The sequence below is a fragment of the Pseudomonas sp. Leaf58 genome (assembly GCF_003627215.1).
Taxonomy (GTDB): Bacteria; Pseudomonadota; Gammaproteobacteria; order Pseudomonadales; family Pseudomonadaceae; genus Aquipseudomonas.
Genome location: NZ_CP032678.1, coordinates 281,331 through 302,171 on the forward strand (window position 1 = coordinate 281,331; position 20,841 = coordinate 302,171).

Below are 20,841 nucleotides of genomic sequence, written 5' to 3' on the forward strand. Positions count from 1 at the left end.
CCAAATTGAGTGAAAACGCCCGATGACTACTGATTACACCCCGCTTTGCTACAAAGACCTAGCCACACTCCCTGGCGTAAAGGCCGTGGATGTTGTGGGAGGTATCTTGGTGGTGCTCCTCAATAACGATTCATCGATCGCTGTCACCAGAGCGGCCTTGGCAGAAGAGCTTGGGCTTGAGAAATGGAGTGCCCTTGTCGGCGAGGAACAGGCTCTTTCTCTAACCTCTGCTGAGATGCTTGATCTCATCAAGCGGACTGCATCAGCAGCCTCCTCAAACTTATCAAGAAAGCCAGCGGAATCATGAAGCCCATGAAACATCGTTATGACGTTGAACCAACGGTAGAAGCCATTCGCAGCATGGCCGAGCAGTTGCGCAAAAAAGCTGCAAAGCTTGACGATCTGGCTAGCGAGATGGTTGCAACAGGGAATCTTTCGTTAGCCGGACATGCTGCAAACGTAGTCAATAACCCTGTAGCCCATATGGACTATCTGGTGGATCGGCCTTTGGCTGCGATGGCCAATCCGTCAGATTGTTAAGGGAAAACGTCCACGTAAAACAATAACATCACTGATTCAATTGCGTCTGTGATGCATGCGGCCTATGCCCATGTTGAAACAGTAGTTGTCCAAGCTAATGGCAAATGGGGGCTTGGCATTCCCCCCCACCGAATCCTTACTTTGGAAGGGGATTCTCACAGTTGGACGCTCATGCCCGAGCGCAGGAATTTTTTTGGCGCCGTTGGCGTCGCGATCGTGGGTGACACCGCACCCATTGCAAATCCATTCTCTTATTCCAAGCCCAGCGATACCTATTGTCCTTGAATCTGGCAATTGCTGGTAGTTCGAGCAGGATTGAGCGGTGTTTCTTTCGCTTAAAATCTTGAAGACGATGCGTGAATCCTTGTTGAATAGGGGGCTAGGCCATAAGCTGCGGACGCAGCTGATGACTGCGATCGTGGAATGGTTGAGGGCAGGACGGGTTCCATCCAATGATTTTGAACCATCCGCGACGTTTTTTTGCGAACCCTCCAAGGTTTGAGGCTGATCTTTAGAGCATGTCCAGATGGGGGCTGGAGCGGTTTTCGCGTTGGCTGTAAATTGATTTAGCGATTCGAGTATTCAGCTAATTGACATCATCCTTGTATTGTCGTTAATTTAGCTGCCATCAATCCATGGACTGGGTTCCAGGCCAGGTTGAGCCTTTATTAACAGGAGTTTCTACCCATGAAAACCGCTTTTCGCTTGATCGCTGCTTCGACGATCGCCGCAATGCTCTCCGGTTGCGCCCTTGATGGCATGAACAAGATGACCACCTATGGCGGCGTGGGCGCCCTAGCCGGCGCTGCCGCTGGCGCACTCATCGGTGGCGACGGCAATCGCGGCAAGGGCGCACTGATTGGTGCCGTGCTGGCGGGCGGCGCGGGTGCCGGGTACGGCTACTATGCTGACAAGCAGGAGGCCGAGCTGCGCAAGCAACTGGCAGGTACCGGGGTAGATATTCAGCGCGAAGGTGATTCGATCAAGCTGATCATGCCGGGGAATGTCACCTTCAAGACCAACTCCAGCGACATCGCCAGCAATTTCTACAGCCCGCTCAACCAGGTTTCGGCTTCGCTCAAGCAATACGACCAGACCACCGTCTCGGTGGTGGGGTATACCGACAACACCGGCCCACGGCAGTACAACATGAACCTGTCACAACAGCGAGCGCAGAACGTTGCTCAGCACATCATTTCCCAGGGGGTGGGTGGGCATCGCCTGATGATTCATGGCGCTGGGCCCGATCAGCCTGTGGCGAGCAACAGCACTGAAGGCGGTCGACTGCAAAATCGTCGTGTGGAGATCAGCCTTCGCCCAGTGGTGGCAGCCGGGGCGTAAACCCACCTGAGGCAGCGCTCGGTGCGCCAACAACTTGCCGTTGGTGCGCCTGCTGGCTGGCCAGGCAGGACTCATAGCAGGCCGAACCAGCCATCAGGAACAACCCATCTGCCTTGGCTATAGACCCAGCTCCAGGGCCAGGAAATCATCCATTCGATTGTCAAACTCAGCCTGCTGTTCCGCAGTAACAATGTCTTCGAGCATAAATTCCTTTGTCAAGTTGGTGCCCCTCGCCATAGACGGGTGGATAGCCTTGACTATGAAGTTGTTGGGCTGCAGCTCCCCACTGATAGCGACCTTCCCAAGGAAGAAGATTGTGATGTTCCTTTTGTAGCCGTTGCTAACCTCAGTCCGAAATGCAGCCAGCAGGGCATCGCTCAATGCCTCAAAGCGTTTGCCTCGATTTTCGACCTCGAAATCCTTCAGCCTGGGGTGTCGAGACCTGAACTCATGACCCTTTACATCAGCGCTTCCCGGTGAATTCGCGGAATCATCTCCATGCCCATGATTGAAGAAGAAAAAATCATCATGATAGAAATCACCATAATCCCGATCTTCAGGCGTTTGCGAAATTTGACTTCCAGCGGTCATCGAGAACAAAGAGCATGCGCAATCGCCCCGGATCAATGAGTCCAGGTGCGACGACGATGTGTAATGGTGTTCATTGCTCAGCACGTTGGCTGCAGCCAGTGCGTCCTTGTCAACTTTGATGGAAAATTCAGATACCAGTTCAGCGTAGGGTTTTCCCATCAGCAGGTCGAAGAAAGCATCGATCTCACGCTGATCGGTTTCATCGAACGCCTTGTACAGCACGTCCAGATCACGCCAGAAATGCACATGCGATTCAAGCCATGGAATGCTGTCCTGGCTTGCTATGTGTCTGCGCAAATCCATCAGCGCACTGTCATGCGGCCTTCTGAGCAGTTGGGAACCACCGAATCGTGCCCACAATCTGTCCTGCTTGCTTTTGTGCTGGTCAACCAGATGGCCGTAGTCAACCTTTTCAAAAGTCAGAAAGCTGACCAAGCACTGCAGCAGGCCCGCATCCATGTCCACGGTGTTTTTCAGCGGAATGTCGCGTGCGGGTTGTCCATCCGAGCGCCTGACGACGTTATAGACATCACGACAGCCACGCTTGAGGACATCCGTGATCAAGGTGTGACAGGCCAGGGGGATGATGTCGTGGTAGGTTTTCACAATTTCAGTTCCTAACTGGTTTTTGCCAGCATTTTCCCACGGGAGAGTCTACCCTGGGTAGAGTGACTGTCGCCACCTGCAGGCTGCAGCGCCCGAACACCGGGGCTCGGCGCTGAAGTTCTGCCGATTGCCATAATGGCAATTTTAACCTTGCCTATCGTTCGGTTTATCGGTAAATTGCCATCCACTGCTTTCAAAGCCCATGATGGATGAGGAATGCCAGCGTGGAAGGTTTTCACGAGAAATTGGTGAAGTGTCGGATTTTCCTGCAGTGCCTGCTGGTCTTTTCCGTGGTCAGCAGCGTCTGTCGCGATGCCCTGTCACACTACATCTACCAGTTGCCCACGGTTTCGATGCGCACCTCCACGGTGGGGTAAAGATGCTGTATCCGCTGGTGTATGGCGCCCTGCTGATGCAACGGGCAGCCGCAGAAGCGGTGTGTATGAAGGCGCCACGGCAAGCGACCGAGGTGTTCTATAGTTGGCACCTGAATGCCCTCAACGACGGTCGATCGGCGCTGGCCACCAACCAGGATTAGCTGGGCGGATTGGTGTCACGTGGCTTGCTGGCCGAGCTGAGTGTAGGTGCTGGCGCAGACCAGGTTGGTACCGGGGTGGACTATTTCATCCAGGCGCCTGGCATGGATGCGGGCTGGAGCAGTGCGCTGGAGGTGAAAACCCAGTTCGAAAGCAGCAGCCAAGCCGTGGTTGCAGTGACGCTGGAGCAGGCTTCCGGCGTGAAGCAGGGTCTGCTAGTGCAACTCAAGCCATTGCAAGGTTGCTGGAAAATTGCGCATATTGGGCCGCGCACCACGGGGCTTTACCAAAAGAACTGTGAGACAGCGCTGGGGCAAACATGAAAACCAGATTAACTGCAAACGCTAAACACTGTCGTGCACCATACCGTTTGAAATTAGGAAGTTAGCATCGGATACATGCGAGAGAACTCGCCAATATATTGCCAAATCTGGAAAAATGAGGTTTACTCCGCAGCTGAAATGCGAAAGCGCTAGCTCGATGCCTCAGTCCGTTTGGCCTTTTGTTCCCAGTCACTTGTCAAGAGATCATTCATGACGCTGCCCAATACATACAACGCTGATGCCATCGAGGTGCTCTCCGGGCTGGATCCGGTTCGCAAACGCCCAGGCATGTACACCGACACCACACGCCCGAACCACTTGGCCCAGGAAGTGATCGACAACAGCGTCGACGAAGCAATGGCTGGGCATGCCACAAGCATTGAAGTGATCTTGCATGAAGACAACTCGCTGGAAGTGACAGACAACGGGCGCGGCATGCCCATTGACATCCACCCCACCGAAAAGATGTCCGGTGTTGAGCTCATCCTGACCAAGCTGCACGCAGGCGGCAAGTTCTCGAACAAGAACTACGAGTTCTCGGGCGGCTTGCACGGTGTTGGCATCTCGGTGGTGAACGCCCTGTCGGCCAATGTGGTCGTCAATATCAAGCGCGATGGTGGTCTGCACAGCATCAGCTTTGCTGACGGCTACAAGCTCACCGAGTTGGAGCGCATTGAGTCGGTGGGTAAGAAGAACACTGGCACCTCGGTTCACTTCTGGCCAGACCCGAAGTATTTCGACTCACCCAAATTTTCCGCCAGCCGTCTCAAGCACGTTCTTAAAGCCAAAGCCGTGCTTTGCCCAGGCCTGAACATCACCTTTGAAGACAAAATCGCAGGCGAGAAGCTCGAATGGCACTACGAAGATGGCCTGCGCTCGTACCTGTCTGAGGCCTGCGCTGACAGTGAAACCGTGCCGGAAGACCCCTTCACCGGCAAGCTGCGTGGCGACAAGGTTGAGCTGGAGTGGGCCCTGACCTGGCTGGTAGAGGGCGGCGAAGCGCTGCAGGAGAGCTACGTCAACCTGATCCCGACCGCCCAGGGCGGTACCCACGTCAACGGCCTGCGCCAAGGCCTGCTCGATGCCATGCGCGAGTTCTGCGAGTTCCGCAACCTGCTGCCACGCAACGTCAAGCTGGCTCCTGAGGATATCTGGGGCGGCATCACCTACGTGCTGTCGCTGAAGATGCAGGATGCCCAGTTCTCCGGCCAGACCAAAGAGCGCCTCTCTTCCCGCGAAGCCTCGCCTTATGTCAGCGCCGTGGTAAAAGATGCCTTCAGCCTGTGGCTCAACGAACACCCTGACAAGGGCCAGGCGCTGGCGGAAATGGCGATCAGCGCCGCCCACCGCCGCCTCAAGAGCAGCAAGAAGGTCGAGCGCAAGAAGATCACCCAGGGCCCGGCACTGCCCGGCAAGCTCGCGGATTGCTCGGGTACCGACCCGATGCGTGGCGAACTGTTCCTCGTCGAAGGCGACTCTGCAGGCGGCAGTGCCAAGCAAGCCCGCGACAAGGAGTATCAGGCCATCCTGCCTTTGCGTGGCAAGATCCTCAACACCTGGGAAGTCGAAAGCGGCGAAGTCCTGGCCAGCCAGGAAGTGAACAACATCGCCGTGGCCATTGGCATTGACCCAGGCTCGTCGGATCTGAGCGAGCTGCGCTATGGCAAGATCTGTATCCTGGCCGACGCCGACTCGGACGGCTTGCACATCGCCACCTTGCTCTGCGCACTGTTCGTCCAGCATTTCCGTCCGCTCGTGGCTGCCGGCCACATCTTCGTCGCGATGCCGCCGCTGTACCGCATTGACCTGGGCAAAGAGAAATTCTACGCCCTGGACGAAGCCGAGCGCGACGCCATCATCGATCGCCTGGCCGCTGCGAAAAAGCGTGGCACTCCGCAGGTCACACGCTTCAAGGGCCTTGGTGAGATGAACCCGCCCCAGCTGCGTGAAACCACCATGGATCCGAACACCCGCCGCCTGGTGAAGCTCTCGATCGATGACCACGCCGTGACCAACGAGATCATGGATATGCTGCTGGCGAAAAAGCGTGCCTCTGATCGCAAGAGCTGGCTGGAAGACAAGGGCAACCTCGCAGATGTCGAAGTCTGAGTAGGCTGTTAACCGAATTTTGAATGAGTATTCCATCATGAACGATGCGATCAACCTGAGCCTGGAGGGCGTTGAAGAACGCTCGATGGCTGATTTCACCGAGACGGCCTACCTCAACTACTCCATGTACGTCATCATGGATCGGGCGTTGCCGCACATTGGCGACGGCCTGAAGCCTGTGCAGCGCCGGATCACCTATGCGATGAGTGAGCTGGGCCTTGATGCCGACAGCAAGCACAAGAAGTCAGCGCGTACCGTGGGTGACGTACTGGGTAAATTCCACCCCCATGGCGACTCGGCGTGCTACGAGGCGATGGTGCTCATGGCCCAGCCGTTTTCCTACCGCTACACCCTGGTCGATGGCCAGGGGAACTGGGGCGCCCCTGATGACCCGAAATCCTTTGCAGCCATGCGATACACCGAGGCGCGGCTTTCCCGCTACTCCGAAACGCTGCTGACCGAGCTGGGCCAGGGCACCGTTGACTGGGTGCCTAACTTCGACGGCACCCTCAAGGAACCTGCCACGCTGCCAGCGCGCTTGCCCAACCTGCTGCTCAACGGCACCACGGGCATTGCTGTGGGCATGGCCACCGACTTCCCGCCGCACAACCTGCGCGAAGTGGCCGCTGCTTGCATTCGACTGCTGGATGATCCAGCGACGACCACCGCGCAATTGATGGAACACATCAAGGGCCCGGATTACCCGACCGAAGCTGAAATCATCAGCTCGCCTGGTGACATCCTCAAGATGTATGAAACAGGTCGTGGTTCGGTGAAAATGCGTGCGGTGTATAGCGTTGAAGACGGCGATATTGTCATCACCGCGCTGCCGCACCAAGTGTCGGGCGCCAAGGTGCTGGAAACTATCGCGGTACAAATGCAGGCGAAAAAGCTCCCGATGGTTGCGGATCTGCGTGATGAATCCGACCATGAAAACGCTTGCCGCATGGTCATCGTTCCGCGCTCCAACCGGGTCGACACTGAAGCGTTGATGGATCACCTGTTTGCTACCACTGAACTTGAATCCAGCTACCGCGCCAACTTCAACGTGATTGGCCTGGATGGACGCCCTGCGGTCAAGGGGCTCTCCACGTTGCTCAGCGAGTGGCTGCAGTTCCGCATCACCACGGTGCGCCGCCGCCTGCAATTCCGCTTGGACAAGGTCGAGGCCCGCCTGCACCTGTTGGAAGGTTTGCTCATCGCATTCCTCAACATGGATGAGGTGATTCACATCATTCGCACCGAGGACGAGCCGCGTACGGCCCTGATGGCACGCTTCGAGCTCACCGAAGCCCAAGCCACCTACATTCTGGAAACCCGCCTGCGCCAATTGGCACGCCTGGAAGAGATGAAGATCCGTGGCGAGCAAGATCAGTTGCTGCAGGAGCGCGAGAGCCTCAAGCTTTACCTGGAAAATGAAGTGGAGCTCAAGGGGCTGGTGCGCTCGGAGATCATTGCTGATGCCGACACCTATGGCGATGAGCGCCGTTCGCCGATCGTGGAGCGCGCTGAAGCCAAGGCACTGTCCGAAACTGAGTTGATGCCTTCTGAGCCGGTGACGGTGGTGCTGTCGGATAAAGGCTGGGTGCGCAGCGCCAAAGGCCATGATGTCGATGGCGCCGGGATGTCGTACAAAGCCGGCGATACGTTCAAGATGGCCGCCAATGGCCGGAGCAACCAGTCTGCAGTGTTCATTGACTCGACGGGTCGCAGCTTCTCCCTCCCGGTCAACCAGATGCCTTCAGCCCGAACCCAGGGCGAGCCGCTTTCGGGCAAGCTCAGCATCCAGCAGGGGGCGACGTTTGAATGCGTGACGCTGCCAGACGATCAAGCCTACTACCTGCTCGCCTCCGATGCTGGCTATGGCTTTGTGGTCAAAGGCGAAGACCTTCAGTCCAAGAACAAGAACGGCAAGACCTTGTTGACCTTACCGGACAACAGCAAAGTCATCGCGCCGATCCTGCTCAAGGATCGTGACCAGGACTGGGTCGCTGCAGTCACCAGCGAAGGGCGTCTGCTCATATTCCAGGCCAGCGAACTGCCACAGCTGCCCAAAGGCAAAGGCAACAAGATCATCAGCGTGCCTGGCGACCGTGTAGCCTCGCGGGAAGAAATGATGACCCAACTGGTGACCCTGAGTGAGGGTGACAGCCTGCTGATTACCGCTGGCAAGCGCACCATGACCCTCAAGCCTTCTGATCTGGAAGGTTACAAGTCCAGTCGGGGCAAGCGCGGCAGCCTGTTGCCCAAGGGCTACCAGAAGGTGGATCAGGTCGAGGTCAGCGCCAGCTGAGCTTGAAGGATCTGAAGAGGGCGCCTGCGGGCGCCTTTTTTATGGGGTAACCACTCAGCATGGGAAACAGTAGCTGAGTTGGACGGCACTGGCCGCAAGATCAGTGTTTGCCAGCGACATCTAGGGCAGATTTCTTGAAGGGCACCAGCGTCCCGCCTGGTTTCTCTGCCCCCATGTTCAGGATGTGATCCGGCAGGGTGATGAGGAAGGCCTGGACATGCAGCACAGGTCGAGGACTGTTGATGATGTGCATCATGTAGACCCTGTCTTTGGGCGACACCTTCTTTGCACAGCGCCTTGCCTGGTACGAACTGCTTTGTCGGTTTTGTGAATTTCCATGGCCAAGCATACACAGACCAGGGCGTCTAGAAATCTCATGGTGCTTCCAGCAGTCGACGGTGTAGAGCAATAAAAGCGGCGCAGATTATGCCACCGTTGACGTGGAGAATCGAGTGCGAATGGTTGTTCGCCGGCTGGCGAAAGCCCCATGGCGCGTGACGATCGGGTCTGCACAGAGGGCCCTGGGGGTGATGTTGACCGACTAATCGAGACGGGCATTAAATCTGCCCGAAATTACATGAAGCTCTGCAACTTTATGTATATATATCGCGAATGCGCATACTGCATAATGAGATAAATTGCATGGTCACCCTGAGGCTGAAATGACTATCTCTGTTGGCGTGATTTACTCGACATCGTCTGTGAGTGCCTTTTTTGAGGAGGGGCTGAAAGATGACGACGTGCTGAACGATCTTGTGCTGTATGAGTTCGAGACGGAGGTCGAAGGCGGGGTATTTCTGCGGGGATTGGACGACAGCTGTGGCTACGAAGAATGTGTGGTGCGTGAAGTGGAAGCCGACTCCGTCACTGCCAGGATAAGCTTTGGCAAAGGCCCTAGCCGCAGCGGCAAGTCTACAAAAGTGACCCTGGACTCAGTTGCTGAGCGAATCGCCTATGAAAAGGGTGTCTCAGAAGGCGAGGGCTGGGCCGCTTACCACGTGTTGGAGCCCGAAGACCTGCAGAACTATCTTGATGCCACTGAAGCGTTCAAGAAAGCGGTAGAGTCAGGCCAGGCGCGCAGCTTGATCGACTTTATCAAAACCCCGGAGGAAATCGAAGCCTTGCAAGAAGCAGCATTGGATCGAGGCTTGGAACCTTCAAAAGATCAAGGTGTTCGTGACACAGGTTCAGTTATGGAGCCCTAGAGCCATAAAGCCCACCAGGCAAGGAGATGGCTACAAAACACTAGAGGCCTAGGTCTGTGCCCAGCTGATCACCTGCGGCCCCCTCTGACATCCGCTCAAGGTACCGCTTTTCGCCTGTAAAGGCGTAAGCCGCTCGAAGCTGGGTGTCGGTTTTGGCACACTGGTCTACGTACTGCGGATCAACAAATACAAGCAATGAGTCTATTGCCATACCGTGGGCCTTGACTGCTCTAACTTGGTTGCCTGACAAAGATAGCAAATCTCCGACATATTCCTGAGTCAACGTGGTTGCGCTGGAGATCTTGTCCAAGTACTCGCCTGGAGAGCGACGCTCGATGTGCTTGTAAAGGATCTGATGCCCTGGGATGCCAGCTTTATGCAGATCTTCGATAAGCACCTGCACCATGAAAGGATTGTCACTCATGGCCGCCGCCAGACAATCTTCAATCACTTCTGGATAGCGGGTTAGTAGCTCATAATAGCCAGGAATATACCTTAGACCATGGTCTTTTGAGCGAATTGCAAGTGAGTCCATGTTGTAAAGGCCTTCGTAGAACCCACATTGAGTCCCTATTTCAGGAGCGCTTTTGTAAAGTTGATGCCCTGAAATATCCAACCCAACGGAAGCCAGGGGGAATGAGGTGGTCTCTAACGCTTTAGCCTGACGAGAGATTCGGCATTCGACCTCCATCATTGATGGCGTGGTCATTTCAGCCCAGCTGCGAACACTGGATAGGGGGTCAAACACAGTCTTTGCCAAGGCCGCACAAAGACTTTTTCTAAAATCACGAGAGAAAACCGACTTGGATATTTTTTCCACCATGGGAGCATCATCAAAAATTACGGCAAGCTGGAGAAGCGTGTCCTGAACTGAGAATGCCTCATTGAGATCCAACCAGTTTTCAACTGATGTATTTTTGAATGCAAGGTAGGGGTTGATTGGATTGCGATCCAAGATCCAACGGATTGTGTCGTAACAATCTCGTATCAGCAACGCGTCTAACTCTGCGAATTTTTCAAGAATGTACTCCAGCAAATCATCATAATCACCACATGGCGCGCTCAGTGCAAAAGCGACGTTTGCAATGAAGATGTCAACGGCTTCGCGATCGTCCCGCTCCGACTTGGGTGTCGACGCAACCGCGTCCAGAAGATCATCGATACCTGTGTTGTTGAGCATGTGCTGCCTGAAGGCCGACTGGCAACTGCGCTGCACCTCGCCCGAAATGAGTTCAGGGCATTCGTCATACGGTCGTGCCCCGTCGCTATTCATGCGATTGTTCAGCTGCAAGCCAGCAAAGCCAGTCAAAAGCGAGGTCATGTCGGAATTTCCTGAAGTCTTGACCTTCAGTATACATACTGAGTTGCCGGGAGTTGAACAACCCAAGAAGGTGGCGCCAAGCCACTGGCTTGTCTATTGACGCATCATCCGCTGGCGCTGAGCATGGCCACGATCAACGCGATGATCGTGTCCTTCTGCTCCGGGCTGGACTGGGCGACCATCAGCGTGAGCGAGGTCAAGGCCATGGGGCTGATCAAGGCTTCACCACCGGTCTCAGGAGTGAGGCGCCCATTGAAGTCCAGGAATGCCACGAACAAAAATGCCGCCGAGCGCTTGTTGCCATCCGAAAACGGGTGGTTTTTGACGACAAAATACAGCAGGTGGGCGGCTTTGCTTTCGACTGTGGGATAGGCGGGCGAGCCAAATACCGACTGTTCAAGGTTGCCCAGGAGGGCGGCCAACTCCTGCCCCCGGTCACGGGCAAACAGTTCCGAGGCCTCGCCCTTTTCCATCAGAAATCGCTTGAGCTCATCCAGTTGCAATTGAGCCTGGTCAAGCGGTGGAAGCTCACCTGCAGATTGCCCTTCGACGTCTGGGAAGCGGTCGTCGTCATAGCGCTGCAGCCAGGTAAAGGTGTCTTCATACTGGCGAATCAAAAGACCGCTGGGCAGGGACATTGCGGTTACTCCTAACCATTTTCTGGAGTGAAGGTGGGGCTGAACTCAATAATGCCATAACCCATACACTCACCGTCGACCAATTTCAGAAAAGTGCCTGATTGACCCGGAGCAAAGAAAACGGTCGAGGTTGGCTCGATCAGCTGCCCCCAGCGGTAGTCGCCTGGGTCAATGCTGGATCCCGGCAATGGCCCGATCAACACGTTGGCCCAGCCAGGTGCGCCTTTCCAGCGTTCGATCTTGGCAATTTCACGGATTTCCAGCGCTTTTTTGAGGAGGTTGTCGGCCATGCGATCGAGCCCCTCGCTGGCGGCATAAATGGCGGCCCGCGCCGGAGACTCTTCTTTTACCGTGGGCGGCGCAGGAGTTTTACTTTTGCGACGGCGTTTGTCGGCTGCGCACTTCCAGCCCACCGGCAGGGAATCCCCATTGGCAATCAGCCAGTCGCGTTTGCTCGGCACATCGGCGACCGATGCGGTTTTCGCGCATTCTGGGCATACGGCGACATCATGCGGCTCGTACCAGAAGTTGGTGGGCTTGGTGCACAGGGCACAGGGTTCGCCTGGCATGTACGATGGAAAATCATCCTTCACCACTTTGATCATGATGGTCGCTCCTGGCCAGTTATTGATTGCCATTATGGCAACGAAATGGTGAAGGTCAAGCCTTTATCAATAAATTGGCCAAGGGGCAGTTGGTTGAGCGATGCCGCGAAAGGTTATAGGTTGATGGCGGGAGAGGGGGACGTAAAGGTCAGCCCCTTCAAAATAAAAAAGGCCCTAGGGTAGGGCCTGTTGGCATCAGCAGACAATCATTCGGGGCTGGCTAGCACTTGGCTGATGGGCGCCCCCATGCGAATCCTGTTGTTGCCACGCGGCATAGGAATCAGCTTGAGGTCAATATTCTGATCAACATACAGGCCGTTCTGGTCAATGGCTCGAATGAGCACTGATGTATCGCTAGCACCTGTTGTCTGGAACCTCATCCGCGCCCCCTCCAGGGTGACCACCCCGTGACCGGGCTGGCGGATTACCTCGAACACATGCGAGTCCCAGCGGTTAGGATCAGTGACGGTCAAGGTTGCTGCACCACCGATGCCGACATACGCCTTGACCTCATCCGGCGAGATGCTGAGGGGCGGGAGATTGTACTGATCGACCTTGACCACCCCGTTGCCTTCAATGGCCAAGCCAGCCTCGTCAGTGGCGGTGAATTTGAAGCTGTCGTCGCCATAGAAGCCTGGGGCTGGCGCGTAAGCCAACCGGTCACCCAGCACCACGATTATGCCGTTCTGCGGTGCTTGAGTGACAGCATAGCTGTGACTGTCCCAGAGATTGCGATCCTGCACGGTTGGGACAACTGGGTCGCTCAGCTTCCCCTCACGCCCCTGAATCACCACGGAGGTAAAGGTGGGGGCGTAGTTGTATTTCTCGACCAACACGTGCGCAGCACCCTCTACAGCCATGCCCGAGGCATCGAGCACCTTGTAGGTGAACCCGTCGCTGCCGACATAGCCTTCAGCAGGGGTGTAGGTGAAACCCGATGCGGTCGGCACGACACTGCCATGCTCAGGGTCTGAGAGCACGGAATAGGTTTTGCTCTGCCAGGCATCTGGATGGCTGTCCGCTGGCGTGACAGTCGCCTGGGAGCCCTCATTGATCTTGAACTCCAGCGACGTTGTCACATCTGGATTAATCACCTGAATGGTCGATTGGCCTTGTTCAAGGGTTAGCTTGGTGCCCGAGGCATCGAACACACTGGCCGTCCAGCGAATTGACTGTTCGCCAGCGCGAGGCAGTTTTCCGGTCAGTTCCAAGGGATCAAGGGATTTGGTTTTGAGGCCCTCTGGTACGGCGGTTAATTGGATCAAGCATGTGAGTGACGTGCCCGCCACACCTGCCTCCCTGGCAATGGCCTCATCCCCCGTAATTCTGCACCTCGGGCCTGTCAGCTGAGACATTGTCACCGAAACCAGGTCGATCGCCCGCGTGACGGGCTTGCCTTGCAGTGACTGGGAGAAGGTGGCCGAGGCGACGGTCGACTGGACATCCAGGAACTGCTCGCTACTGGTCAGCAGCACCTTCTCCGTGCCTTTGTTGTAGAGGGAGAGGGAATAGCCGATTTTTTGCCGACCGACATCCAGGGCTCGACCGGTCAAATGCGTCATGGGATGAAGCGTGCCTGCCACATCCGTCTGCTTGAGCCCACGTGGGATGCTTGTCCATTCCAGCAGGCAGACTGGCGCCAGGATCGGGTCAGCGGACTTGGCCACTTCGGGGGAGGTCGTCACTTGGCAAGTATTGCCGGCTGCTTGTTCAAGCGTGGCACTGACAGTGGTCATTGCCTGCACGGGTTTGTCATCGTTGACGGCCAGTGACACTGTGGGAAGCCAGGTCGTGATGTTTGCGTACACCACGGGGGAGTTGGGGGCCGAGGTGGAGATGATCAGGCTATTGCTCCCGACCGCGCCCGGTGTGACAGGCACTACAGGGATGGATATCTTACCACCGGTGCTGGTGAAATTCAGCTGACCCAGCATCACCGTTGACCCAGGGTTCACGGTGAAACCCGAAATGCGCAGGGGGGTGACCGCATCCGAGCGCACGGTGGCGAGCAGATCATAGACTCCAGATACGGGCGTGCCATCAGCAAGCTTCAGCTGCTGACTGTTGATCAGCACAGAGCCATCTTTTCGTTTGAATTCCGTGGGTACCGCAGGAATGTTGATCAGGCCTTTGTCATGATCGATGATACCTGCCATCGGCGGGCCATACAAGAACGTCGTTGCTCCGGTACCTGTGTTTTTCTGGGCGTCCTGCGCGGTGACTGTCAGCGTGTAGGTTTCCCCAGCTGCCAATGATGGGAAGAGGATAGGGTATTCAAGGCCGTAGGTGGTCGCGTTGATTTTTCGGTACGACAGGGCGATCGACTCATTGGCGGGCCCACCTGTCAAATTCACCGACACAATCTTCGGCGCGGGATCCTTGTCATCGGTAACCGTGAAGCTGATTTTGTCCAGGGTGTCGATGGTTTCGCTGGCACCTTTGCTGACAGCAATGACTGGGCTTTTGCGGTCGCTCTCAACGGTGAACAATGGAATTCTGGAGACTGCGCCCAGGTTTTCACTGGCAGCGCCTACGATCTCCTGGGTGCCCTCCGGGAGGGTTTTCAGGTCAAACTCATACTCGAAATTCCCGCCATTGGATGAGGTCAGTTTTTTGGTAACGGGGAGTTGGGCACCAGATTTGTTCTCGATCCACGCTGTTTTATGTGCAAGGTAGTTGTTGTAGTCCCCTTGATGCGGCTGTTGCACCTTGAGTGTCAGGATCATTTCGGCGGCATTGTAGGTGTAACTCAGAACGGGGTAATACAGATCGTTCCACCAGACGTTTGCCCACTGCCCAGAAGCACTCAAAGCCCCGTCAGCACTTTTCAGTACCGCCTGGTTATGCATGTAGCCCGTAGTGCCTTTGGCCAGTGTAGTGTCAATGGCGATTTCGCACTGGGTCTGCCCCGCAGGGATGGTGCAGGTGCCCAGATGGGTCGCCACCTGGGCGAACGGACGAGCTTCGACAGTGTATCTGACCTTGGTAACTTTGATCGGAAGCTCCTCGGGCCTCACGATTCTTCCAGAATAATTCATCCAGCCTTTGTCACTGAAATAGTATTCCACCAATTTTATCACAGGCGTTTTCGGGGCATTGGGGTGAAGCACCAGGTCATACCGAATGGTGCCTTGAGAGCCCCATTCGCCATAATTAAAAAAGCGTATGTAGTTGGTGTCTTCGGCCCGAAACGGTAACGATCCTACCAAGTAAACGAAAGTGTCATCTGTGCCAACAACCGTGTTTTCGCCGAAGCTGTTTTGAAACCTCAACCCACCCAGACGGTAGTCGTTCCAGTTGGTTTTCGGAATCTTCCAGGCCAGCCGAATCGGGTTGGTTTTCACCGCATAGCCTGGCACATAAGGCACGAAGCCTTTCAGCCCTGGTGCAAGGGTAGCGGTGTTATCAGGATCATAGACGGCGAATGGCTCGGTCGGCGCGTTGCCAATGTTGTCAAACATGACCTTCTGCCGGTTGGTCGCAGTGACGTTGCCGGCCTTGTCTGTGATGACAAAATCAACGCCAAACACCTCATCAAGGTCGGAGTTGGGAAAGAAATTTGTACGGTACTGAATCGACGCTGTTTTAGTGTCTTCGGAAAACAGCACGTTTTGCGCCTTGTAGAGCTCGCCTGTCGCCCGATATACCCTCGCCGTGACATTGCTGATCCCAGAAGTGTCAGAAAAGCCACTCAAAACAAAGGTTGAGTAGGTTGCAGCATCGGCAGCCGCCAGCCCAAGCTTCCACACATCTCCAGTCAGAACAGGGGTGCCCCAGGTATACGGTCGTGGCGCGAAGGTGCCGGCCACCGGGCCTTTTGTATCGATCACCAGGCTGTTGTTGTCGCTCTGGACAATAGCGCCCGTGCTCGACAAGATATCTGTGCGAACCGAGTACTTCCCATCCGCCAGCTTTGGGCTCAGAAATTCTTCGCCGTAGTAGCTCTTGCCGTTGTAGGTGATGACGTCGTTGGCCCCCAAGACCCTAGTGCTTTCCTTGATAAAAGTGGGTGCCGAAGAACCATTGGGGGTGACGGTTACGCGAAGTTTACGGTCAATCCCGCCGCTGACCATGAAAGACACCGTGGACGCTGGATTGATAAATCCGACTCCAGGCTCGGTTGCGACCTGCTCGCCCGTGCCGGTGGTGTAGCTGTACCTGACCAGGTCGGCATAGGCATTGTCGACTGACAGCAGTGGTAGCCCCAAAATAATGCCCAATACTCCCCAGGCACATTTTCTGCACGTCCTCTTCATCCTATCACCTACACTCATCAGAACCCCCTTCGCGCTCTACCCTCTTTGGGTAAGGCCAACCTGAATTTCCCGACAGCGGATCGCATCGGATCGTCGCGTCAAATTACATGCATCTTTTAGCCTTTAGCTACATATTGAGTTTTTCATGGATCCATTCCAAAGTCCATTGGGGTTTAGCTCTACACCCGAATTGAGCTTGCCCATCTTTCAATCGTGGGGCCTGAAGAACAGCCAACGAGATTTCTGTGGTACCAATCCACACTGGAAATCCAGATGTGATTGACCTATATTGACTGCAATTTTGACTAGAGAGTATTGCAGATGACGCCGGGGGAGTTCGAGACATTTGTGCGTGACAGGGCCTCCTTGGGCTGGAGTCGTCAGCGGGTGTGCCAAACCCTGGGAATCACACCCGTTAAGCTCGCGCACCTCACCGAAGGCATGGATGACATCCCGTGGCCCAAGCCTTCGTGTGGAGCTGGGCATCGCCTGCACTACCAGTCTATCAAGGGGCAATTCCCGCTCTATCTGCAGCGCAATATCGAGAAAGCCCTGGCCGCCAACGCCAAAAAATATCCTCAGTACACCCTATGTGGAGTGCAGGGATCCGTGCGCGAACTGTTCGTGGCCTGGAGTGACTACATTGACGTTTCTCTGTGTACAGTGCGGCGAAGGCTGGCTGCCGGAAAAAGTCTTTATGATGCCCTGTTTCTCCCGGCCACCCCGGCTAACAGTCGAAATCAGGGGAGAAGGAAAATCCCGACCTATCGCAAGCTGCGCAGAACCCGTCCCAAGCAGGCGGCCATAGCGCAAATCAACAACCCCATATGAGGCAGTCATGAGACCTATCACCATCACCAAGTACGCGCAGGGCCTTAGGGCTCCGCAAGGGGTCTGGACAGACGCCGATGACCCGAACTTCCAGCGCTGCGTTTTCGGCGGACAGGAGATGCTACTGGTCAGTGTTGGCGATGCCGACCTGACCTATGATCTGGTGTTCATGTCGTTCAAAATGGCTGGTTTCCACAGTCTGGAGGTGGCCAAAGAGAGCGCTCAGGCGTTTGCCTTGAAAGTGCTCAAACTGGTTACGGAAAGCGCTGCCACCCTGGAGCCAATCCAGTTCTCTGTTGAACGCGCCCTGGATCCTTCAGCTCCATTTCCCGGATAACCCTTACCTGCGGATGAGCCATCGCGGGAATTCATGCCAGCTTGCAGCTCCCCACATTTCTGGTGACCCAAGAAAAGGCCCGCAACGCGGGCCTTTGTCCCCCAGCTACAATTACCTGCCTGTTACTGAACTGCCCACTGCTGGGCAAAGGTCTGGGCCAAACTTGCATTCTGCTCTGCAGTGTTCTTGCTCGACCACACAAGACCGGTGGCCACAGTGACGGCCTCCAGATCCGGGTAGCGTGGTTCGCCGTCCACCACGGTCTCTTGGCGCCAGATGTCCGGAAGGTGCGAATATTGTCGTCTTTGGCCCGATGCTTCGGCATTCGCCAGCTGGTCAGCCTCGGTTTCAATACAGGGTCTGCGAGTGATCGTCGTGACCAGGTGGATTTCCAGCGTGCTCTCAGGGGTAACGCCATACTCCTGGGCGAGCAGCTCGGCTCGGTGGGCCTCGTTACGCGTAAAGGAGGTCAGGTAGCCGTAATAGTCATTGGTTACGGGGCCCTGGCGAACGACTTTCCCGCCGTGCATGAAGAGAAGGGCAGTTTCGCTTTCCTGCACCCAGATTACTTCACGCTCAAACGACGCTCTTTGACCGGCGCCGCCCACTTCCACGAACTGCACGAATTTTTCGGTGGTCTTGCTTGTTGGACATTCAGTGCGAAATTGCGACATAGTCGAACTCCCAGATTCTGCGCGCAATGGCAGGGGTAGATTAATCCTGAATGGCTTCACATCACCGGCATGAGGCCCTATTTTTCCAACACTTCAGCTCGGGTGAAGTCGCCTTCCTTGAGCTCACTACTGAGCAAACTAGCCAGGTGATTGGCTGCGACCCTGATTGCCTCAACGTTTGGCGTCCAGAATTCGATCATCAGCCAATTACCTGAATCCCCCTGCTTGAAGGGCTTGCAAGGCTCAACCTGAGGATCCTTCATGGCCATCACCAGCAGGGTGCGCTGCTCTGGCTTGAGGTGAATGGCCTGAAATGACCAGGACTTATCGCCGTGGGGCGGCACCAGCCTGGTGACCAACTTCAGCATGGTTCAATCTCCTTGAGCAGGTCAGATTGTTCATCGCTGATCACCGCTCTGCCGACAGTTAAACAGAGAACAGCCCGGCGAGCGCTAGCAGCATCCAGAAGGCGCAGACCACCGCGCTCAGCAGGCTTACGCGAAAGAAGGGCAGCATGAAGTCGACGATCGGCGATTGCACGCCGACCTCCATGGCCGTGGCAACGATGCTGTTCCACTGGTGTAGGCAGCTATAACAGAGAAAGAGAAACGCACCGGCCACCAGCAGGTTGAGCACAATCAGCAACGTGATACGCGACACCGGCTCTTTCGATTTGATTGCAAAGGCCATGACAGGCTCCTTGGGCGTGTTGTCATTTTGGCAATATATGCGCCAAGCGCATTTCTGTCAATAAATGCGAAACCCGAGTTGAAAATATTTCCGAATATGCTATTTTTCAATCACGGCCTGTCTCCGCCTGCAGCTTGCCCCATACCGGGATGGCAAAGGATGACGTTCACACCCTCCAATCGAATTTGGTCTTCTGCCAGCGATTGGGTAATGCAAGCGCCCTGTCTGAAGTTGCTGGCACCTGGAGCATCCGAATGCAAAACGAATACGTTTCTGCGGTAAAAACGCACGCCTCGGTTTTGGTCGAGCACCTGAATCGCTACGGTATCAAGCTGAAGAAAACTCAGGCCATCGAGGTCATTGCCAACTTGCAAGGGCAAACTGACTGGAATCGGGTCAGGGCCAAGCTCACCGGAGTCGAGAAAAAACTCATGCCAGAGTTGCCGGCAGGTGCCAAACCCCTGCGGGCTATGATATTGCTGGGTCGACCAGGGATTGGCAAGACCGAGGCGCTGAAGACAATTGTTGAACTTGAGCAAGCGGACAGCCAGACTAACTCCTTGTTTATCTGCCTGTCAGGCTCCGCTCATGTGTACCTTGATGAGCAGGACAGCATTTCGTATCACAGCAATAATTTTGATGTTCACTACTCGTCAACTGGGATAATCAAGACCACGGGTCGGCTGCGCCTGCCAAATAAGCCCATTCTGATCAACATGATTTCCGATGAGCGTGGATCACGTCATGGCCTGAAGCAGTCATTGATCAGCTTTCTGATACAAAACAAAGAGTTATTCCAAAGTGTTCGGATTGGCTCGGTGTTGATCGATGAACTCCACTGCCTCCAGGCGGAAGAGGAGCGGGAGATCATAGAGACAGTGGCCTGGTTCTCCGCGACGCTGCCCAGGCCGATCCGTCAGTTGGTGATGGTGAGCCAAGTGATACCAAGTTTTAAGACGGCGCCTGCCGGTGTTGACTTGAAGCTTTTGGTGGATAGCCAATTTCCATTGGCAATGGATTGGAAGCCTAATGAAAATCTTAGTTTTCCACATGAGAGTGTTGGTCAGGTTTATACGCGCCCATTAGACGGAATGGGTTATTGGGAACATCCTCATCTGCCGTGGCGCTCTCAATCCATTGACGATGAATTTTTGGTGAAAGATATCTTCAATGCGGTGATTCTGGCATTGATTGAAGAAAAAAGCGAAAGGCGAATCAGGGTGAATGGAACAACGCGGTTACGATATGTCCTTGGCGAGTCGATCTGGTTCCGGGATCTTCGCGCAGATCTACTGCGCCTCTAAGACCCCCAAAAGCTCCTTCGGGAGCTTTTTCCTTGCGATGCCTGTGTTCGGAATCTATGCACATTGCCTTGACGACGCTGATAGGCTGGGCAAATCACCTGCCGGCCCCAAGTGTTAGGCGCTGGCGTTTAACTCGGCATGACTGGAACACTCACTGGCGGGCCGGTAGTCAATGCCCTGAATGGCAAGGGCAGCCTTGCGAATGCGACCCTCTGCATAGAACTTGTTGCAGGCCGAAATTTGAAAATTGTCTGTGTGACCATGCCAGCGCAGATGAAAATACGCACCTGACGGATTATGCAAACAGATCAGAGAGTACTCATGCGCCGGAAGATCGTCATCGTCGGTCATTTCCGTCACCTGGAGCACCTTGAGATCCACACCTGCCAGCTCTTTACCGTCAGGGAGCTGGAACACTTTACTCGCCAGGCCTTGTTGATGGCGAGCAAGCTGAAAATCATGTGCTTGCTGACGTTGTTGAAAGGCTTTCGCCTGGCGCGCCTTGCCTTGTTTGGCAACAAACACTGCCACGCCTGCGCAGAGTCGAGCATAGAGGCCTGGTTTGGTTCTTGGCTGGGTCATGACGTTCTCCGAAGGCCGGGAATTTTTCAGGGCAGGGTGCTATCAATCATGGGATGAGT

22 protein-coding genes and 1 pseudogene are annotated in these 20,841 nt (G+C 55.3%); 12 read left to right on the forward strand and 11 right to left on the reverse strand.

What is annotated here, in order from left to right:
- The first annotated feature begins 22 nt into the window (after positions 1-22).
- Both DV532_RS26730 and DV532_RS30505 read left to right on the forward strand, forming a co-directional pair.
- Entirely contained in the window at positions 23-307 is a 285-nt protein-coding gene (locus DV532_RS26730; protein ID WP_056799310.1) for a hypothetical protein, read from the forward strand.
- 5 nt (positions 308-312) lie between these two features.
- Positions 313-540, forward strand: a complete 228-nt coding sequence (locus DV532_RS30505) for a hypothetical protein (RefSeq protein ID WP_156675951.1) — start codon at positions 313-315, stop codon at positions 538-540.
- Between the two features lie 36 nt (positions 541-576).
- Here the strand turns inward: DV532_RS30505 and DV532_RS30790 are convergent, their stop codons facing one another.
- Positions 577-1,035 (reverse strand): zinc ribbon domain-containing protein, encoded by a 459-nt coding sequence (locus DV532_RS30790; RefSeq protein WP_201785244.1) that lies wholly within the window; start codon positions 1,033-1,035, stop codon positions 577-579.
- A 192-nt stretch (positions 1,036-1,227) separates the two neighbouring features.
- Here DV532_RS30790 and DV532_RS26740 point away from each other — a divergent pair, with 192 nt between their 5' ends.
- On the forward strand, positions 1,228-1,881 hold the full coding sequence (locus tag DV532_RS26740; RefSeq protein ID WP_056799307.1) for an OmpA family protein: 654 nt from the start codon (positions 1,228-1,230) through the stop codon (positions 1,879-1,881).
- A gap of 117 nt (positions 1,882-1,998) precedes the next feature.
- On the opposite strand, the gene DV532_RS26745 is transcribed toward DV532_RS26740, so the two are convergent.
- Positions 1,999-3,078 carry a hypothetical protein gene (locus DV532_RS26745; RefSeq protein ID WP_056799304.1) on the reverse strand — a complete coding sequence of 360 codons (1,080 nt, stop codon included), beginning with the start codon at positions 3,076-3,078 and terminating at the stop codon, positions 1,999-2,001.
- Between the two features lie 224 nt (positions 3,079-3,302).
- Between DV532_RS26745 and DV532_RS30510 the strand changes: the two genes are divergently transcribed.
- The 5 genes from DV532_RS30510 to parC all read left to right on the forward strand — a co-directional run bounded on the left by DV532_RS30510 (position 3,303) and on the right by parC (position 8,339).
- The gene (locus DV532_RS30510) at positions 3,303-3,455 is read left to right on the forward strand and encodes a hypothetical protein (RefSeq protein ID WP_156675950.1); all 153 of its coding nucleotides are present in this window, start codon (positions 3,303-3,305) and stop codon (positions 3,453-3,455) included.
- Positions 3,456-3,457: 2 nt separating this feature from the next.
- On the forward strand, positions 3,458-3,616 hold the full coding sequence (locus tag DV532_RS30515) for a hypothetical protein (RefSeq protein WP_156675949.1): 159 nt from the start codon (positions 3,458-3,460) through the stop codon (positions 3,614-3,616).
- A gap of 12 nt (positions 3,617-3,628) precedes the next feature.
- The gene (locus tag DV532_RS26750; RefSeq protein ID WP_156675948.1) at positions 3,629-3,937 is read left to right on the forward strand and encodes a DUF3828 domain-containing protein; all 309 of its coding nucleotides are present in this window, start codon (positions 3,629-3,631) and stop codon (positions 3,935-3,937) included.
- 210 nt (positions 3,938-4,147) lie between these two features.
- Entirely contained in the window at positions 4,148-6,046 is a 1,899-nt protein-coding gene (gene parE / locus DV532_RS26755; RefSeq protein WP_056799298.1) for a DNA topoisomerase IV subunit B, read from the forward strand.
- A 37-nt stretch (positions 6,047-6,083) separates the two neighbouring features.
- Positions 6,084-8,339, forward strand: a complete 2,256-nt coding sequence (parC, locus tag DV532_RS26760) for a DNA topoisomerase IV subunit A (protein ID WP_056799295.1) — start codon at positions 6,084-6,086, stop codon at positions 8,337-8,339.
- 100 nt (positions 8,340-8,439) lie between these two features.
- Here the strand turns inward: parC and DV532_RS30520 are convergent, their stop codons facing one another.
- Positions 8,440-8,595, reverse strand: a complete 156-nt coding sequence (locus DV532_RS30520; protein WP_162948998.1) for a hypothetical protein — start codon at positions 8,593-8,595, stop codon at positions 8,440-8,442.
- Between the two features lie 406 nt (positions 8,596-9,001).
- Here DV532_RS30520 and DV532_RS26765 point away from each other — a divergent pair, with 406 nt between their 5' ends.
- Positions 9,002-9,544: a hypothetical protein gene (locus DV532_RS26765; RefSeq protein ID WP_056799289.1), complete on the forward strand. Its 543-nt coding sequence runs from the start codon at positions 9,002-9,004 to the stop codon at positions 9,542-9,544.
- A 40-nt stretch (positions 9,545-9,584) separates the two neighbouring features.
- Here the strand turns inward: DV532_RS26765 and DV532_RS26770 are convergent, their stop codons facing one another.
- From DV532_RS26770 to DV532_RS26785, 4 genes and pseudogenes are all read right to left on the reverse strand, one after another.
- Positions 9,585-10,865 carry a hypothetical protein gene (locus DV532_RS26770; protein ID WP_056799286.1) on the reverse strand — a complete coding sequence of 427 codons (1,281 nt, stop codon included), beginning with the start codon at positions 10,863-10,865 and terminating at the stop codon, positions 9,585-9,587.
- Between the two features lie 104 nt (positions 10,866-10,969).
- Positions 10,970-11,482, reverse strand: a pseudogene (locus DV532_RS26775) (type II toxin-antitoxin system death-on-curing family toxin); the annotation flags it as partial.
- 32 nt (positions 11,483-11,514) lie between these two features.
- Entirely contained in the window at positions 11,515-12,108 is a 594-nt protein-coding gene (locus DV532_RS26780; protein WP_056799280.1) for a hypothetical protein, read from the reverse strand.
- Between the two features lie 206 nt (positions 12,109-12,314).
- On the reverse strand, positions 12,315-16,382 hold the full coding sequence (locus DV532_RS26785; RefSeq protein ID WP_056799274.1) for a DUF4165 domain-containing protein: 4,068 nt from the start codon (positions 16,380-16,382) through the stop codon (positions 12,315-12,317).
- Between the two features lie 369 nt (positions 16,383-16,751).
- Here DV532_RS26785 and DV532_RS26790 point away from each other — a divergent pair, with 369 nt between their 5' ends.
- On the forward strand, positions 16,752-17,195 hold the full coding sequence (locus tag DV532_RS26790; protein WP_162948999.1) for a hypothetical protein: 444 nt from the start codon (positions 16,752-16,754) through the stop codon (positions 17,193-17,195).
- A 7-nt stretch (positions 17,196-17,202) separates the two neighbouring features.
- The gene (locus tag DV532_RS26795; RefSeq protein ID WP_056799268.1) at positions 17,203-17,532 is read left to right on the forward strand and encodes a hypothetical protein; all 330 of its coding nucleotides are present in this window, start codon (positions 17,203-17,205) and stop codon (positions 17,530-17,532) included.
- A 122-nt stretch (positions 17,533-17,654) separates the two neighbouring features.
- On the opposite strand, the gene DV532_RS26800 is transcribed toward DV532_RS26795, so the two are convergent.
- The 3 genes from DV532_RS26800 to DV532_RS26810 form a co-directional block, all read right to left on the reverse strand.
- Positions 17,655-18,206, reverse strand: a complete 552-nt coding sequence (locus tag DV532_RS26800; RefSeq protein ID WP_056799265.1) for a hypothetical protein — start codon at positions 18,204-18,206, stop codon at positions 17,655-17,657.
- 77 nt (positions 18,207-18,283) lie between these two features.
- Positions 18,284-18,574, reverse strand: coding sequence for a hypothetical protein (locus DV532_RS26805; RefSeq protein ID WP_056799263.1), 291 nt, complete (start codon positions 18,572-18,574; stop codon positions 18,284-18,286).
- Between the two features lie 58 nt (positions 18,575-18,632).
- Positions 18,633-18,896 carry a hypothetical protein gene (locus tag DV532_RS26810; RefSeq protein WP_120715440.1) on the reverse strand — a complete coding sequence of 88 codons (264 nt, stop codon included), beginning with the start codon at positions 18,894-18,896 and terminating at the stop codon, positions 18,633-18,635.
- Between the two features lie 254 nt (positions 18,897-19,150).
- Between DV532_RS26810 and DV532_RS26815 the strand changes: the two genes are divergently transcribed.
- Complete coding sequence (locus DV532_RS26815; RefSeq protein ID WP_056799254.1) at positions 19,151-20,200, forward strand: DEAD/DEAH box helicase family protein; 1,050 nt, start codon at positions 19,151-19,153, stop codon at positions 20,198-20,200.
- A gap of 114 nt (positions 20,201-20,314) precedes the next feature.
- On the opposite strand, the gene DV532_RS30525 is transcribed toward DV532_RS26815, so the two are convergent.
- Positions 20,315-20,782, reverse strand: coding sequence for a hypothetical protein (locus DV532_RS30525; protein ID WP_156675947.1), 468 nt, complete (start codon positions 20,780-20,782; stop codon positions 20,315-20,317).
- Positions 20,783-20,841 lie beyond the last annotated feature (59 nt).